The 14,549-nt window shown below is 61.2% G+C and carries 15 protein-coding genes; 7 read left to right on the top strand and 8 right to left on the bottom strand.

Annotated elements, in window-relative coordinates; genetic code table 11:
• Positions 1-189: 189 nt before the first annotated feature.
• Both dut and coaBC read right to left on the bottom strand, forming a co-directional pair.
• Positions 190-645 (bottom strand): dUTP diphosphatase, encoded by a 456-nt coding sequence (gene dut, locus C4J94_RS26655; RefSeq protein WP_124388758.1) that lies wholly within the window; start codon positions 643-645, stop codon positions 190-192.
• 5 nt (positions 646-650) lie between these two features.
• On the bottom strand, positions 651-1,859 hold the full coding sequence (gene coaBC, locus C4J94_RS26650) for a bifunctional phosphopantothenoylcysteine decarboxylase/phosphopantothenate--cysteine ligase CoaBC (RefSeq protein ID WP_015886530.1): 1,209 nt from the start codon (positions 1,857-1,859) through the stop codon (positions 651-653).
• A 154-nt stretch (positions 1,860-2,013) separates the two neighbouring features.
• Here coaBC and radC point away from each other — a divergent pair, with 154 nt between their 5' ends.
• Positions 2,014-2,688 (top strand): DNA repair protein RadC, encoded by a 675-nt coding sequence (gene radC, locus C4J94_RS26645; RefSeq protein ID WP_124388757.1) that lies wholly within the window; start codon positions 2,014-2,016, stop codon positions 2,686-2,688.
• A 54-nt stretch (positions 2,689-2,742) separates the two neighbouring features.
• Here the strand turns inward: radC and C4J94_RS26640 are convergent, their stop codons facing one another.
• Entirely contained in the window at positions 2,743-4,335 is a 1,593-nt protein-coding gene (locus tag C4J94_RS26640; RefSeq protein WP_124388756.1) for an ABC transporter substrate-binding protein, read from the bottom strand.
• A gap of 458 nt (positions 4,336-4,793) precedes the next feature.
• Between C4J94_RS26640 and rpmB the strand changes: the two genes are divergently transcribed.
• Both rpmB and rpmG read left to right on the top strand, forming a co-directional pair.
• Entirely contained in the window at positions 4,794-5,027 is a 234-nt protein-coding gene (rpmB, locus tag C4J94_RS26635; protein WP_003176907.1) for a 50S ribosomal protein L28, read from the top strand.
• Between the two features lie 11 nt (positions 5,028-5,038).
• Positions 5,039-5,194 carry a 50S ribosomal protein L33 gene (rpmG, locus tag C4J94_RS26630; protein WP_003176906.1) on the top strand — a complete coding sequence of 52 codons (156 nt, stop codon included), beginning with the start codon at positions 5,039-5,041 and terminating at the stop codon, positions 5,192-5,194.
• 73 nt (positions 5,195-5,267) lie between these two features.
• Here the strand turns inward: rpmG and C4J94_RS26625 are convergent, their stop codons facing one another.
• Positions 5,268-5,630 (bottom strand): cupin domain-containing protein, encoded by a 363-nt coding sequence (locus tag C4J94_RS26625; RefSeq protein ID WP_124388755.1) that lies wholly within the window; start codon positions 5,628-5,630, stop codon positions 5,268-5,270.
• 229 nt (positions 5,631-5,859) lie between these two features.
• Between C4J94_RS26625 and C4J94_RS26620 the strand changes: the two genes are divergently transcribed.
• Both C4J94_RS26620 and C4J94_RS26615 read left to right on the top strand, forming a co-directional pair.
• On the top strand, positions 5,860-7,353 hold the full coding sequence (locus C4J94_RS26620; protein ID WP_124388754.1) for an aldehyde dehydrogenase: 1,494 nt from the start codon (positions 5,860-5,862) through the stop codon (positions 7,351-7,353).
• Positions 7,354-7,518: 165 nt separating this feature from the next.
• Positions 7,519-8,661 carry an MFS transporter gene (locus C4J94_RS26615; protein ID WP_124388753.1) on the top strand — a complete coding sequence of 381 codons (1,143 nt, stop codon included), beginning with the start codon at positions 7,519-7,521 and terminating at the stop codon, positions 8,659-8,661.
• A gap of 14 nt (positions 8,662-8,675) precedes the next feature.
• Here the strand turns inward: C4J94_RS26615 and C4J94_RS26610 are convergent, their stop codons facing one another.
• Together C4J94_RS26610 and C4J94_RS26605 are read right to left on the bottom strand one after the other, a co-directional pair.
• Positions 8,676-10,244 carry a phospholipase D family protein gene (locus C4J94_RS26610; RefSeq protein WP_124388752.1) on the bottom strand — a complete coding sequence of 523 codons (1,569 nt, stop codon included), beginning with the start codon at positions 10,242-10,244 and terminating at the stop codon, positions 8,676-8,678.
• A gap of 62 nt (positions 10,245-10,306) precedes the next feature.
• Positions 10,307-11,731 (bottom strand): PLP-dependent aminotransferase family protein, encoded by a 1,425-nt coding sequence (locus C4J94_RS26605; RefSeq protein ID WP_124388751.1) that lies wholly within the window; start codon positions 11,729-11,731, stop codon positions 10,307-10,309.
• A gap of 166 nt (positions 11,732-11,897) precedes the next feature.
• On the opposite strand from C4J94_RS26605, the gene C4J94_RS26600 reads away from it, so the two are divergent.
• Complete coding sequence (locus C4J94_RS26600; RefSeq protein WP_124388750.1) at positions 11,898-12,122, top strand: DUF1127 domain-containing protein; 225 nt, start codon at positions 11,898-11,900, stop codon at positions 12,120-12,122.
• Here the strand turns inward: C4J94_RS26600 and C4J94_RS26595 are convergent, their stop codons facing one another.
• On the bottom strand, positions 12,123-13,415 hold the full coding sequence (locus tag C4J94_RS26595) for an FAD-binding oxidoreductase (protein ID WP_124388749.1): 1,293 nt from the start codon (positions 13,413-13,415) through the stop codon (positions 12,123-12,125).
• Positions 13,416-13,529: 114 nt separating this feature from the next.
• Between C4J94_RS26595 and C4J94_RS26590 the strand changes: the two genes are divergently transcribed.
• Positions 13,530-13,883, top strand: a complete 354-nt coding sequence (locus C4J94_RS26590; protein ID WP_124388748.1) for a YkgJ family cysteine cluster protein — start codon at positions 13,530-13,532, stop codon at positions 13,881-13,883.
• Between the two features lie 64 nt (positions 13,884-13,947).
• Here the strand turns inward: C4J94_RS26590 and C4J94_RS26585 are convergent, their stop codons facing one another.
• The gene (locus C4J94_RS26585) at positions 13,948-14,436 is read right to left on the bottom strand and encodes an Lrp/AsnC ligand binding domain-containing protein (protein ID WP_003176896.1); all 489 of its coding nucleotides are present in this window, start codon (positions 14,434-14,436) and stop codon (positions 13,948-13,950) included.
• Positions 14,437-14,549: the final 113 nt, after the last annotated feature.

Here is a 14,549-nt window from a genome sequence, read left to right as displayed (position 1 = left end):
GACGGCGTTTTCGGCAGAGAGTTCGTGGTGTAAAAGTGCCATCGGCACCGCAGCGTCGTGTTGCGTATCGTGTAACCATTTGATTTTATTGTAGAAATCACGCTGATACCGTTCGCGCATTCTTCATCCTGAAAAGCCGGGCGGTGGCGGCTGGCCGGGCACAATTGCGCCCGGCCAGGTTCAGCTTAGTCAGTGGCTGCCGGAATGCCCGAAACCACCTGCGCCGCGCTGGGTTTCGTCGAATTCCTGCACCAGTTCGAAATGCGCCTGTACCACCGGCACCAGCACCAGTTGAGCGATACGCTCGCCGACCGCAATGTTGAACGCGGTCTGGCCACGGTTCCAGCACGACACCATCAACTCGCCCTGGTAGTCGGAGTCGATCAGGCCCACCAGGTTGCCCAGCACGATGCCGTGTTTGTGGCCCAGGCCGGAGCGCGGCAGGATCAAGGCTGCCAGGCCTGGGTCGCCGACGTAGATCGACAGGCCGGTGGGGATCAGGATCGTCTGGCCCGGCTCAAGCACAGTGTCTTGCTTGAGCATGGCGCGCAGGTCCAGGCCGGCGGAGCCTGGGGTGGCGTAGGCCGGGAGCGGGAATTCGCTACCGATGCGGGGGTCGAGGATCTTGGCTTGCAAAGCGTGCATGGACATTAAACCTGGTTCAGCCGTTGGGCGATAAAAGAGATCAGTTGGCGGGCGATCTTGCCCTTGCTGGTCTGGGCGAAAAGGGTGGCGTGCAGCTCACGGTCGATCACGCTGCAAGCGTTTTCCTCGCTGTTGAAGCCGATGCTCGGGTTGGCGACATCATTGGCAACGATCAGGTCGAGGTTTTTGTCTTTCAATTTGCGTGCGGCGTAATCCAGCAAATGTTCGGTCTCGGCGGCGAAGCCGACGCTGAACGGGCGGTCCGGACGCGTGGCGATGGTCGCCAGGATGTCCGGGTTGCGCACCATTTGCAGGAGCAGGCCATCGCCGCTTGTAGGGTCTTTCTTGAGCTTTTGCGGTGCAACGACTTCCGGTCGGTAGTCCGCAACCGCTGCCGAGGCGATGAACAGGTCGCACGGAATGGCAGCCTCACAGGCCGCCAGCATGTCCCGGGCGCTGACTACGTCGATTCGCGTCACACGATCAGGCGTTGGCAAATGCACGGGGCCTGTGATCAGGGTGACACGTGCGCCTGCCTCAACCGCCGCTTCAGCCAGGGCAAAGCCCATTTTTCCTGAGCTATGGTTGGTGATGTAGCGCACCGGGTCGATGTTTTCCTGGGTCGGGCCTGCGGTGATCAGCACGTGTTTGCCGGTCAGGGCCAGGTGCTGGAAGCACTCGGCGGCACACAGCGCCAGGTCGGTGGCTTCGAGCATGCGGCCCATGCCGACGTCGCCGCAGGCCTGGCTGCCGGACGCCGGGCCGAACACCTTGAGGCCGCGGCTTTGCAGGAGCTGGGTGTTGGCCTGGGTGGCCGGGTCGCGCCACATGGCCTGGTTCATCGCCGGGGCGATGGCGACGGTGGCGTCGGTGGCCAGTACCAGGGTGGTCAGCAGGTCATCGGCGATGCCCTGGGCCAGGCGCGCGATCAGGTCGGCGGTGGCCGGCGCGATCAGCACCAGGTCGGCCCATTTGGCCAGTTCGATATGGCCCATGGCGGCTTCGGCCGCCGGGTCCAGCAGGTCCAGGTGAACCGGGTGGCCGGACAAGGCCTGCATGGTCAGCGGGGTGATGAACTCACTGCCACCACGGGTCATGACCACGCGCACTTCGGCGCCTTGGTCCAGGAGCCTGCGAACCAGCTCTGCGCTCTTGTAGGCGGCAATGCCGCCGCCGACGCCGAGGACGATGCGTTTCCGATACAGACGCTGCATTGGTTTGCCTTTCCAGTTCAGTGATGCCAGTTCAGTGACGCCTGCGATGACCCCTCCCCAGGTGAAATCGCATGCAAAAAAGAGGGCCTACGATAACACAGCGTCCGTTCGGCAACAGCGGCGCATACGGCGTACATCAGGGAGAGGAGGTGGGATGAGTATTCGCGATTGGCCTGCTGCCGAGCGGCCGCGGGAGAAGCTATTGGAGTGGGGGGCGGCCAGTCTGTCCGATGCCGAATTACTGGCAATCTTCCTGCGCACCGGGGTGTCCGGCAGGAGTGCGGTGGACCTGGCGCGCCATTTGTTGGCGCAATTCGGCGGCCTGCGCCCGCTGCTGGAGGCCAGCCAGGCGCTGTTCAATCAGCAGTTGGGCCTGGGGCCAGCGAAGTTTGCCCAGTTGCAGGCGGTGCTGGAAATGTCGCGGCGCCATATGGCCGAGCGCCTGCGCAACGATTCGGTGCTGGAGAGTCCATTGGCCGTGCGCGAATACCTCAAGGCGCTGCTGCGTCATGAGACTCACGAGGTATTTGGCTGCCTGTTTCTCGACTCCAAGCATCGGGTGCTGGGTTTCGAGGCGCTGTCCGAGGGCACCATCGATGCCGCTGTGGTCTATCCCCGGCAAGTGGTCAAGCGCGCGCTGGCCTATAACGCGGCGGCCTTGATCCTGTGCCACAACCATCCCTCGGGCAGCGCGGACCCAAGCGCCGCTGATCGAAAATTGACCAAAGTTCTGCAGAAGGCCCTGGAAATGGTGGACGTGCGGGTGCTCGATCACATCATCGTGGGCGATGGTGATCCGTTGTCGATGGCGGAATACGGGTGGATGTAGAGGCGCAGCTGCAAGTTTGAAGCTGCAAGCCGCAAGTGGCTTGCAGCTTGCAGCTTAAGGCTTGACGCTGACCTTGGAATAATCCTGCCGGCCAAACGGGCTCACCTGGTAGCCCTCTACATTTTTGCGTGTCAGGGCGAATGCAGTGGGGTGCGCCAAGGGTAGCCACAGGGCCTGCTGCTGGATCTGCGCCTGGGCCTGCTGGTAGAGCTTGCTGCGCACGCCCTGTTCGCTGGTGGTCTTGCCGGCGCTGATCAGCTTGTCCAGCGCAGGGTCGCAGTAGCGGGCGAAGTTGGTGCCGGACTTGACTGCCGCGCAGGAAAATTGCGGGGTCAGGAAGTTATCCGGGTCGCCATTGTCACCGGCCCAGCCCATGAAGAGCAGGTCGTGCTCGCCGGCTTTGGCACGGCGAATCAACTCGCCCCATTCGATTACACGGATGTCGGCCTGGATGCCGACCTTGGCCAGATCAGCCTGCAACAGCTGGGCACCAAGATTGGGGTTGGGATTGAGCAGGCTGCCGGTAGGGCGAGTCCAGATCGTGGTCTTGAAGCCGTCCTTGAGGCCGGCGCGGTTCAGCAGCGCCTTGGCTTTGGCCAGGTCCTGTGGATAACCCGGCAGGTCCTTGGCATAACTCCAAGTATTGGGTGGGTAAACCCCATTGGCCGCTTCGGCGGTGCCTTCGAATACCGCCTTGAGGTAGCTGCCTTTGTCAAAGGCCAGGTTGATCGCCTGGCGGACTTCGGGCTTGTCCAAGGGCGGGTGCTGGCTGTTGATGGCGACGAAGGCAGTCATGAAGGCTGCGGTTTTTTCCACCTTCAGGGCCGGATCTTTTTCGGCCTCGCCCACATCCAGGGGCTTGGGCGACAGGGCGATCTGGCATTCGTCGCGATGCAGTTTCTGCAGGCGCACATTGGCATCCGGCGTGATGGCGAAGATCAGGTTGTCCACCGCCGGTTTGCCGGCGAAGTAGTCCGGGTTGGCCTTGTAGCGCACCACCGCATCCTTCTGGAAACGCACGAAAACGAACGGCCCGGTGCCGATGGGCTGACTGTTGAGTTTTTCCGGCGTGCCGGCCTTGAGCAGTTTGTCGGCATATTCCGCCGGGTAGATCGAGGCAAAGCCCATGCTCAGCGCGGCAAGAAACGTGGAGTCGGCGTGATCAAGGGTGAAGCGCACGGTCAGCGGGTCGAGGGCGTCGATCTTCTTGATCAACGCTGGCAGTTGCAGCGATTGCGCATGCGGAAAGCCGCTCTGGGCGATCTTGTGCCACGGGTTGGCTGGGTCGAGCATGCGTTCGAAGCTGAAGCGCACATCTTCGGCCGTCAGTGTGCGGCTTGGGGTGAAATACTCGGTGCGGTGGAATTTCACGTTCGGGTGCAACTTGAACGTGTACGTCAGGCCATCTGGTGAGACGTCCCAACTGTCGGCCAGGCTCGGAACCAGTTTTGCACCGGTTGCGTCGTAGTCCACCAGGCGGTTCATCAGCACATCCGCGGAGGCGTTGGTGGTGGTCAACGAGTTGTACTGCACCACGTCGAACCCTTCGGGGCTGGCCTCGGTGCAAACGCTCAGGTTGGTGGCGGCAACGGCCATCGGCGCGATAAAGAGGGGGGCTAGCAATAGCGGTAGGGCAGCGAGGCGCATATTCGGTTTCCTGTGCAGATCGAAGGCCCATCTGCGAGTGCAGTCTGGAAAAGGCCTACCGTAGTGGCCTGTTGGTTAAATGACTAGCCTATTTTTGCCTGTGCTTTTGGCTCAAATGCTGTTTTGATGGCGCCTCAGCGCGTTTCACCATGCAAGTCCGAGTACTTGCGCGCGCTGAAAATCATTCTGTGCGACGAGCGGTCGGCTGTTGTAGCGGCCCCTCCTGGCAACGGTTCAGGCGCCAATGGCCGAGATTTACCCAGGTAAAAACACACTCGCTGTTGTTGCACCCGGGTCTTTCTGGTATAAAGCAGCGCTCTTTTCTAGGGGCCCGGTTCCTTCGCTTGTAGGTGTAGCCGGTAAGACCCTAAAGAAACGCGGCGCCTGGCGCCAAATGACTGAGAGATTAAGCGGCCAACCCATGCCGGGTTGGGCATGTGGTTTTAGAGGGCTGAGGCATGTCGAGAGTCTGTCAAGTTACCGGTAAGGGTCCGGTGACTGGGAATAACATTTCCCACGCAAATAACAAAACCCGTCGTCGTTTCCTGCCGAACCTGCAGCATCACCGCTTCTGGGTTGAAGAAGAGAAACGTTTTGTTCGCCTGCGTGTATCTGCCAAAGGCATGCGTATCATCGACAAGCGTGGCATCACTGTCGTGCTGGCCGAAATCCGCGCCGCCGGCAAGATCTAAGGAGCTCTATCATGCGTGAATTGATTCGAATGATCTCTAGCGCCGGTACTGGTCACTTCTACACTACCGACAAGAACAAGCGTACTACCCCGGACAAGCTCGAAAAGAAAATGTTCGACCCGCGCGTTCGCAAGCACGTGATCTACAAAGAAGGCAAAATCAAGTAATTGATTTCCTTCCTTGTGAAAAAAAGCCCGTATCTCACGATGCGGGCTTTTTTTTGCCTGTGATGATCATTGATCAGGCTTTCTGTTCAAACACCACGTAGATCTTGCGGCACGCTTGCAGCACTTCCCAGGTGCCGTTGAAGCCGGCAGGGATCACGAAGCGGTCGCCAGCGCGCAAGGTTTTGGCGTTCCCTTCGGCATCGCGCAGCACGGAAACCCCCTGCACGATCTCGCAGTACTCATGCTCGGTGTAACTGACTTTCCATTGCCCGACTTCGCCTTCCCAAACGCCCGCGTTCATTTGTCCGCATGGGCTGTTGTAGTGGTTGTAGATCGTCTGTTCGGGATCACCCTTGAGGATTTTTTCGGCGGCAGGGCGGTAGCGCTCGGGGGCGGTGTTGGCTTGGCTGAAATCGACGATGTCCTGGATGCTCATGTGCTTGTCCCGTCTGGCCTGCGGTTGGAGAGCCCAAAGTCTATGTTTATTAAAATGAACATCGCAAGGGCGTTTGAAGCCGTTATGTCAAATATATTGAAACATCCCCAGCCGCTGGTTTAGGGTGGCAGCTGCCTTGAGCCGAACAACAGGCTGGCCAGGCAAGAATTCGTGAAGGCGCCGGGGCCAACCCCCTGGGCCTTGTATCCAATAAGAGGAGGACACTTGCATGACCACCCTGACCCGTGCCGACTGGGAACAACGCGCCAAGGACCTGAAGATCGAAGGCCGCGCTTACATCAATGGTGAATACACCGCCGCCGCGTCCGGTGAGACGTTCGAATGCATCAGCCCGGTCGATGGCCGTCTGCTCGCCACCGTAGCCAGCTGTGACGTCGCCGACGCCCAGCGCGCCGTGGAAAACGCCCGTGCCACCTTCAATTCCGGCGTGTGGTCGCGCCTGGCGCCGGCCAAGCGCAAGTCCGTCATGATCCGTTTCGCCGCGCTGCTCAAGGCTAATGCCGAAGAACTGGCCCTGCTTGAAACCCTGGACATGGGTAAGCCGATCAGTGACTCCCTGAACATCGACGTACCTGGCGCGGCGCAAGCGCTGAGCTGGAGCGGCGAGGCCATCGACAAGATTTACGATGAAGTGGCGGCCACGCCCCATGACCAACTGGGTCTGGTGACGCGTGAGCCGGTTGGCGTGGTCGGTGCGATCGTACCGTGGAACTTCCCGCTGATGATGGCTTGCTGGAAACTCGGCCCGGCGCTGTCGACCGGTAACTCGGTGATTCTCAAGCCATCCGAAAAATCTCCGCTGACCGCCATCCGCATCGCCGCCCTAGCCGTTGAAGCCGGCATTCCAAAAGGCGTGTTCAACGTGCTGCCAGGCTACGGCCACACCGTGGGCAACGCGCTGGCGGTGCATATGGACGTGGATACCCTGGTCTTTACCGGTTCCACCAAAATCGCCAAGCAACTGTTGATTCGTTCCGGTGAATCGAACATGAAGCGCGTGTGGCTGGAAGCCGGCGGCAAGAGCCCTAACATCGTGTTCGCCGATGCGCCGAACCTGCAAACCGCCGCCGAATCCGCAGCCAGTGCCATCGCCTTCAACCAGGGTGAAGTCTGCACCGCCGGTTCGCGGCTGTTGGTGGAACGTTCGATCAAGGACACATTCCTGCCGCTGGTGATCGAGGCGCTCAAGGGCTGGAAGCCGGGTAACCCGCTGGACCCTGCCACCACCGTGGGTGCGCTGGTGGATACCCAGCAGATGAACAATGTGCTGTCCTACATCGAAGCGGGCCATGCCGACGGCGCCAAGCTGGTTGCCGGTGGTAAGCGCACGCTGGAAGAAACCGGTGGCACTTACGTCGAGCCGACCATTTTCGACGGTGTGACCAACGCCATGAAGATTGCCCAGGAAGAGATCTTCGGCCCGGTCCTGTCGGTGATCACCTTCGACAGCGCCGAAGAAGCGATCGCCATCGCCAACGACACCCAATATGGCCTGGCCGCGGCGGTGTGGACGGCGGATATCTCCAAGGCGCACCTGACGGCCAAGGCGCTGCGTGCGGGCAGCGTGTGGGTGAACCAGTACGATGGCGGCGACATGACAGCTCCGTTCGGTGGTTTCAAGCAATCGGGTAACGGTCGCGACAAGTCGCTGCATGCGTTCGACAAATACACCGAGCTGAAGGCGACCTGGATCAAGCTCTAAGCTACGTTACACCGCAGGCCCCCTGTAGGAGCGAGCTTGCTCGCGAAAAACGCCAACGATAAAGCGTGCTGTCTGGTTGAACGCGATGTCTTTGAGTTCTTCGCGAGCAAGCTCGCTCCTACAGTTCGTTTACAACCCTGAAAATTTATCCACAGGAGCGTGGAGATGCGTTGGGCGACCTATTTCGCCGTCCTGGCCTCGGTACTCAGCGTCGGCCTGGCGCTGGGTGTCAGCATGCCGTTGGTGTCGCTGCGTCTGGAAAGTTGGGGCTACGGCAGTTTCGCCATCGGCGTGATGGCCGCGATGCCCGCCTTTGGCGTGCTGCTGGGCGCCAAGGTTTCCAGTCGCATGGCCGCCTGGCTTGGTACCGCCAACCTGATGCGTCTGTGCCTATGGGCGGGTGCGCTGTCCATCGGCTTGCTGGCGATCCTGCCCAGTTATCCGGTTTGGCTGGTGTTGCGTCTGTTGATCGGGGTGATCCTGACCATCGTGTTTATCCTGGGTGAAAGCTGGATCAACCAGTTGGTGGTGGAGCAGTGGCGTGGCCGACTGGTGGCGTTGTATGGCTGTACTTATGCGCTGAGCCAGCTATCAGGCCCGTTGCTGCTGGGCGTGATCGGCACCGACCACGATTACGGTTTCTGGGTGGGCGTTGGCCTGCTTGTGGTTGCTCCGCTGGCCTTGCTCGGCCGCTCTGGCGCGCCCGACGCCGAATCGTTCAGCGTGACCTTTGCCGACTTGTGGCGTTTCTGCCTGAGCCTGCCGGCGATTGCCTGGGCGGTGGCGCTGTTCGCCGCGTTTGAAGCGATGATCCTGACCCTGCTGCCGGTGTATTGCCTGCAACAAGGCTTCACCGCCGAAATCGCTCTGGCGATGGTCAGTACGGTGGTGGTCGGTGATGCGCTGCTGCAATTGCCTATCGGCGCACTGGCGGATTACCTGCCTCGGCGCACCTTGTTTCTCGGCTGCGCGTTGCTGTTGCTGGCCTCGAGCCTGGCGGTTCCACTGTTGATGCACACGCTGCTGATCTGGCCGCTCTGGGTGCTGTTCGGCGCCAGCGCGGGCGGGTTGTTCACGTTGTCGCTGATCCTGATCGGTGAGCGCTACCGCGACGATGCATTGGTGCGCGCCAACGCACATATCGCACAGCTGTGGGGTGTCGGTTGCCTGATTGGTCCGCTGGTGGCAGGCGCAGGCAGCCAATGGATCAGCGGGCACGCGCTGCCGCTATTGATGGCAGCTGGGGCCCTGGGGTTGGTGCTGTTGTTACTGCGCCAGGGCGCGTTTGGCGCGGCGCAACCGGCCTGAGCTGCCCTGCGTTTTCAAAGCATGCGTTCCAGGCCCACCGAGGTGGCGAACCAGGCGTTGAACCGGCGCCACCAGCTGCCCGGCTCCTGGCTCAGGGTGTGCAGCTGGCCGTTATCTTCGGTCACCCACACGATCTGCCCGTCCTGCAGTTTCGCCTCGTAGCTCAACGCTGGCGCCATGCCTTGCAGCGCCAGGTTGCGCACATGCTCGGCCAGTTCCGGGCTGTCCACCAGCACACCGACTTCGGTGTTCCACAGCACTGAGCGTGGATCGAAATTGAACGAGCCGATAAACGACTTTTCCCGGTCAAAAATCATCGCCTTGCTGTGCAGGCTGGAGTCTGAGCCGCGGAAACTGCTTCGACGAAACAGATGCGGGCCGCTGCCTGCACTGGGATCGCCCGGTTGGCGACGCAGCTCATAGAGCTTCACGCCATGCTCCAGCAGCGCCTTGCGATACGGCGCGTAGCCGCCGTGCACGGCCGGTACGTCAGTGGCTTCGAGAGAATTGGTCAACAGGCTCACCGACACGCCCGCATCGGCGCGGCCCGTCAGGTACACAAGCCCGGGCGGCCCCGGAACGAAGTACGCCGAAATCATGATCAGCTCGTGACTGACCCCTTGCAGCTCCGGCGCCAGTTGCGTGGTAAGCAGCAATTGCGGGTCCGGGTCGGCCTTGGCCAGCACCTTGCTGGGGGCGTCCCACAACGCCTGGTTCCAGGCCCAGATCAACTCGCGGCGCCAGATGTCCATGCGCGGTTGGGTCTGGTAGGTGCGCAGACGGTTATAGAGGGCGTGGTTCTGCTGGCGCGATTGGGCCAGCGAGGTCTCCAAGCGCCCGCGCGCAACGGCGAGGTCGCCCTTGGAGGGCATGCTTGCGACGAACTCATCGATAGGCTTGCTCAGTGCGCTGTTCCAGTACTGGTCGAAACTGTGGCCCAGTTGCTCGGCCACCGGCCCGACGCTGAGCATGTCGATATCGGTGAAATTCAGGTTGGGTTCGGCGTCGAAATATTCATCCCCCAGGTTGCGCCCGCCCACGATCGCCACGCTGTTGTCGGCCAGCCACAGTTTGTTGTGCATGCGCCGGTGTTGCAGCGACAGGTTGAACAAGCGCCCCATGGCGCGCGTCACACCCGTGCTACGCCCCAGATGCAGCGGATTGAACAGGCGGATGTCGATCTTGGGGTGAGCGGCCAGGGTCGCGATGATCTGGTCGAGGCCGTCGCTGGTGGTGTCGTCCAGCAGGATGCGTACGCGCACACCGCGGTCGGCGGCCTTGAGCAGTTCGTCCACCAGCATGCGCGTGCTGATGCCGTCATGCACGATGTAGTACTGAAGGTCCAGACTGGTCTGGGCGTTGCGGATCAACTCGGCGCGAGCCATGAAGGCTTCGCTGCTGTTGGGCAGCAAGCGAAAGCCCGAGCGGCCCTGATACGGCGCTGCCTGGGCCTGGATCGAACGGCCGAAGGAAGACTGTGCCGCCGGCAGGGCATCACTGGGCACGCGTGGTGGATAGGCCGTCGCGCAGCCACCCAGTGCCAGCGCTCCCAGCAGGACAAGCGGTAAAAGCCGTTGAATCATCAAGGAAGCGCCATCCAGGTCAGGGCGGTTGTCGGCATATGACGGCAATTGCTCGGAAAAGGTCAGTCCGCCGATTCGGCCAGCAGTTTGCGCGCAGCGGCGCCGACCTTGCGCACCGCCTCCTCAATCTGCGGCGTCGGTTTGGCAGCGTAGTTCATGCGCAGGCAATTACGGTACTTGCCGGAGGCAGAAAAAATGCTGCCTACCGCCACCTGTACGCCTTGTTCCATCAGTGCGCGGTTGAGCTTGAGGGTGTCGAAGCCTTCCGGCAGTTCTACCCACAGCATGAAGCTGCCCTGGGGCCGACTGGCCCGGGTGCCAGCGGGGAAGTAGCGGCTTACCCAGTCGAGCATCAGGTCGCGATTGCGCTGGTATTGGGTGCGCATCCTGCGCAAATGCGGTTCGAAATGCCCGCCCTTGAGAAATTCCGCTATCGCGATCTGCGGCTGCGTGGCGGTAGAGCCCGTGCTGATGTATTTCATGTGCAGCACCCGCTCCAGGTAGCGCCCCGGCGCGACCCAGCCAATGCGCAGGCCGGGCGCCAGGGTCTTGGAGAACGAACTGCACAGCAGCACTCGGCCGTCTTCGTCGAAGGATTTGATCGTGCGCGGGCGCGGGTAGCTGTAGGCCAGTTCGCCATACACATCGTCTTCGATGATTGCCACGTCAAAGCGCTGGGCCAGGGTCAGCAGTGCGCGTTTGCGCGCCTCCGGCATGATGTAGCCCAATGGGTTATTGCAGTTGGGCGTGAGCTGGATGACTTTGATCGGCCACTGTTCCAGCGCCAGTTCCAAGGCTTCAAGGCTGATGCCGGTGATCGGGTCGGTGGGGATCTCCAGCGCTTTCATGCCCAACCCCTTGAGGGTCTGCATGGCGCCGTGGAAACTTGGCGAATCCACTGCAACGATATCGCCGGGCGCACAAATGGCGCGAATGCTGGTGGAAAGCGCTTCGTGGCAACCGGTGGTGATGACGATGTCTTCGGCAGTCAGCTGGCACCCTGAATCCAATGACAGGCGCGAAATTTGCTCACGCAGTTCCATACAGCCAAGGATATTGTCGTAATACAGCCCCGGCAGATCCTGGCGGCGGCTGACACGGGCCAGGCTGCGCAGCAATGGCTTGATGGTTGGCGTCAACACATCCGGCATGCCCCGGCCTAGCTGTATGACGTCTTTGCGCGGCACCGCGCGAATCAACTCCAGCACCTGGTCCCACTGGGAAATTTCTACTGGCCGCTGGGCGGGGCGACCCACCTCGGGCAGCGCCGGCAGTTCACGGCCCGCCGGCACAAAATAGCCGGACTTGGGCTTGGGCATCGCCAGGCCGTTGTCCTCCAGCAAGCGATAGGCTTGCTGCACAGTGCTCAGGCTGACCCCATGCTCCACGCTCAATGCCCGCACGGAAGGCAGGCGGTCGCCGGGGCGATAGAAGCCTTGTTCGATGCGGGTGCCGAGCAATTCGGCGAGATTGACGTAGAGGGTCATGGCGGTCACTCCCAGGGGACCAATACAGATGGGGAGAAAATACAGGATTCAGCCGTTCATAGGCAGTATCTGTATGGATTTAATAAAGGCATGTTGAATCTGTATTGGTTTTGCTCGCGCGCTCATCCTATCCACTCAAAGCGACAAGCTAACGAGGGACGGCAAAATGAACGGCATGAGCGATGTGCGGCTGGCGTTACACAACCAGGAACTGGAAGCAGCCCAGGAGAGGACGTTGTCTGTGCCTGGGGATAACCGCTGGAGCCTGTTCTGGCGCCGCCGTCATACACGCAAGGCCTTGCTGACGCTGACTCGCGAGCAATTACGCGACGTAGGCCTGACGCCAGAGCAGGCGCGCCATGAAGGCTTGAAGCCGTTCTGGCGCGACTGATCAGACCCGTTCCTTGAGGCGGTGCCAGAGCATCCCCAGGGCCAGCAGCGGCGAGCGCAGGTGCTGGCCGCCAGGGAAGGTGATGTGCGGCACTTGGGCGAACAGGTCGAAGCGCCCTTGTTGCTGCCCGCTGATGGCTTCGGCCAGCAACCTGCCGGCCAGGTGCGTGGCGTTCAGGCCGTGGCCTGCGTAGGCCTGGGCGTAATACACATTGGGGTGATCTGCCAGGCGTCCGATCTGCGGCAACCGATTGGCGCCGATACCAATCATGCCGCCCCATTGGTAGTCGATCTTCACGTTGGCCAACTGAGGGAACACCTGCAGCATTTTTGGCCGCATATAGGCGCCAATGTCTTTCGGGTCGCGCCCGGAATAGTGGCAGGCACCGCCGAACAACAGGCGGCGGTCGGCGGACAGGCGGAAATAGTCCACCGTTACCCGCTGGTCACACACCGCCATGTTCTGCGGCAACAGGCTGGTGGCTTGCGCTTCACTCAGGGGTTCGGTGGCGATGATGTAGCTGCCCGCGGGCAGGATCTTGCCGCTCAAATGCGGATTGAGGCCATTGATGTAAGCGTTGCAGGCCAGCACCAGGGTGTTGGCAATGACCTGGCCCTGGGCGGTGTGCACCTTGACCTGCGGGCCGTAGTCGATGCGCGCCACTTCAGACTGCTCGAACAACTTCACGCCCAATTGTTGCGCGGCGCCGGCTTCGCCCAGGGCGAGGTTCAGCGGATGCAGATGCCCGGACCCCATGTCGATCATCCCGCCCACATAGCGGTCGGAGCCGATCACGCTGGCCATCTCGCTGGCTTGCAGCAGGCGAACCGGATGGCGATAGCCCAGGCTGCGCAGCTCTTCGGCGTCTTCGGCGAGGCCCTCAAGGTCACGGGGTTTGTTGGCCAGGTCGCAGTAGCCCCAGGTCAGGTCGCAAGGAATCTTGAAGCGTTCGACACGCTCGCGCACGATCTCCACGGCTTCCAGGCCCATCAGCTTCATCTGGCGCACGCCGTCGGTGCCGATCACCTTGGCGAACTGGTCAAGGCCGTGGCCGACGCCGCGAATCAGCTGGCCGCCGTTGCGCCCGCTGGCGCCCCAGCCGATCTTGCGCGCCTCCAGCAGCACCACACTGAAGCCGCGCTCGGCCAACTCCAGCGCAGTGTTGAGCCCGGAATAGCCGCCGCCAATCACGCAGACATCGGCACGCACCTCACCCGCCAACGCCGGGTAATCGGGGTGCGGCACGCTGCTGGCAGCGTAGTAGGACGCGGTGTGCCGGGCGCTGGCGGTCATGGGGAGCTCCCTGTTTGGAAAATTTGACGCAGGATACAGCGGTCGGACGAAGCTGTCTGCGCGGGGCGTTTTACGGCAGAATCCCGGTCTAATCGCGGTTGGGTGTGGATTTGGATGAGTTGCAACAGTCAGAAAGTCAGCGCCTTGCGTAGGCAGATTCCTTCGTTCGAGTGTGTCCCGGGTTGCCACGACTGCTGTGGGCCGGTCACCACTTCGCCTGAGGAAATGTCGCGTCTGCCGCGCAAGAATGCCGCCGAGCAGGAAGCCGCCATGGACGAGCTGAATTGCGTGCACCTGGGGCCCAGCGGCTGCACCGTGTATGACGAGCGCCCGCTGATCTGTCGCCTGTTCGGCACCACCAAAACCTTGCCGTGCCCCAATGGCCGGCGGCCGGTGGAACTGATTCATCCACGGGTTGAAAAGCAGATTCACGCGTATATGGCGAGTACCCGACAGGTACTGGTGTAGCGGATGTACTGGGTCAGTGTGGGAGGGGCAAGCCCCCTCCCACATTTGATTGAGTTCTGTCAGGTTAATCGGGGATCGGCAGGTTCAGGCTTTCCTTCACTTCTTCCATCACGATATAGCTCTTGGACTCGCGCACATGCGGCAGCTTGAGCAGGATATCGCCGAGTAATTTGCGGTACGAGGCCATCTCGGAAATCCGCGCTTTCACCAGGTAGTCAAAGTCCCCGGACACCAGGTGGCATTCCAGCACATGGGGCAGTTTGAGCACGGCGCGGCGGAACTCTTCGAACGTATCGCCGGACTTGTAATCCAGGCTGATCTCGACAAATACCAGCAAACTCCCTTTCAAATGCTGCGGGTTGAGCCGCGCGTTGTAGCCCATGATGATCCCCTCGCGCTCCAGGCGGCGCACCCGCTCGGTACACGGCGTCGTCGACAGCCCAACCTTTTCTCCCAATTCCGTGAACGAAATGCGCCCATCGGTTTGCAGGATGCGCAGGATATTGCGGTCAATCTTGTCCAGCTCCCGCTTGGTCTGGGTGTTGGTACGCATAGGGGATACGCCTCTGTAAAAACGGTTTGTGCCGAGAATTGTCGCCAAATATAGGCATTTATATAGTGAAATGCACTGCTGATAGTTTTTTACACTGCGCTCATCATTGCTCC

The organism is Pseudomonas sp. R5-89-07, assembly GCF_003851685.1.
Classification (GTDB): Bacteria; Pseudomonadota; Gammaproteobacteria; order Pseudomonadales; family Pseudomonadaceae; genus Aquipseudomonas.
Note: the sequence above shows the minus strand (reverse complement) of the source record. Positions and strands in the feature narration are given on the sequence as shown.

What these genes read in the sequence shown, in the direction of transcription:
- rpmG (WP_003176906.1), top strand. Translation starts at nt 5,039, where the DNA reads ATGCGTGAATTGATTCGAATGATCTCTAGCGCCGGTACTGGTCACTTC.
- rpmB (WP_003176907.1), top strand. Translation starts at nt 4,794, where the DNA reads ATGTCGAGAGTCTGTCAAGTTACCGGTAAGGGTCCGGTGACTGGGAAT.
- C4J94_RS26595 (WP_124388749.1), bottom strand. Translation starts at nt 13,415, where the DNA reads ATGACCGCCAGCGCCCGGCACACCGCGTCCTACTACGCTGCCAGCAGC.
- radC (WP_124388757.1), top strand. Translation starts at nt 2,014, where the DNA reads ATGAGTATTCGCGATTGGCCTGCTGCCGAGCGGCCGCGGGAGAAGCTA.
- C4J94_RS26615 (WP_124388753.1), top strand. Translation starts at nt 7,519, where the DNA reads ATGCGTTGGGCGACCTATTTCGCCGTCCTGGCCTCGGTACTCAGCGTC.
- C4J94_RS26585 (WP_003176896.1), bottom strand. Translation starts at nt 14,436, where the DNA reads ATGCGTACCAACACCCAGACCAAGCGGGAGCTGGACAAGATTGACCGC.
- C4J94_RS26620 (WP_124388754.1), top strand. Translation starts at nt 5,860, where the DNA reads ATGACCACCCTGACCCGTGCCGACTGGGAACAACGCGCCAAGGACCTG.
- coaBC (WP_015886530.1), bottom strand. Translation starts at nt 1,859, where the DNA reads ATGCAGCGTCTGTATCGGAAACGCATCGTCCTCGGCGTCGGCGGCGGC.
- C4J94_RS26625 (WP_124388755.1), bottom strand. Translation starts at nt 5,630, where the DNA reads ATGAGCATCCAGGACATCGTCGATTTCAGCCAAGCCAACACCGCCCCC.
- C4J94_RS26605 (WP_124388751.1), bottom strand. Translation starts at nt 11,731, where the DNA reads ATGACCCTCTACGTCAATCTCGCCGAATTGCTCGGCACCCGCATCGAA.
- C4J94_RS26600 (WP_124388750.1), top strand. Translation starts at nt 11,898, where the DNA reads ATGAACGGCATGAGCGATGTGCGGCTGGCGTTACACAACCAGGAACTG.
- C4J94_RS26640 (WP_124388756.1), bottom strand. Translation starts at nt 4,335, where the DNA reads ATGCGCCTCGCTGCCCTACCGCTATTGCTAGCCCCCCTCTTTATCGCG.
- C4J94_RS26610 (WP_124388752.1), bottom strand. Translation starts at nt 10,244, where the DNA reads ATGATTCAACGGCTTTTACCGCTTGTCCTGCTGGGAGCGCTGGCACTG.
- C4J94_RS26590 (WP_124388748.1), top strand. Translation starts at nt 13,530, where the DNA reads ATGAGTTGCAACAGTCAGAAAGTCAGCGCCTTGCGTAGGCAGATTCCT.
- dut (WP_124388758.1), bottom strand. Translation starts at nt 645, where the DNA reads ATGCACGCTTTGCAAGCCAAGATCCTCGACCCCCGCATCGGTAGCGAA.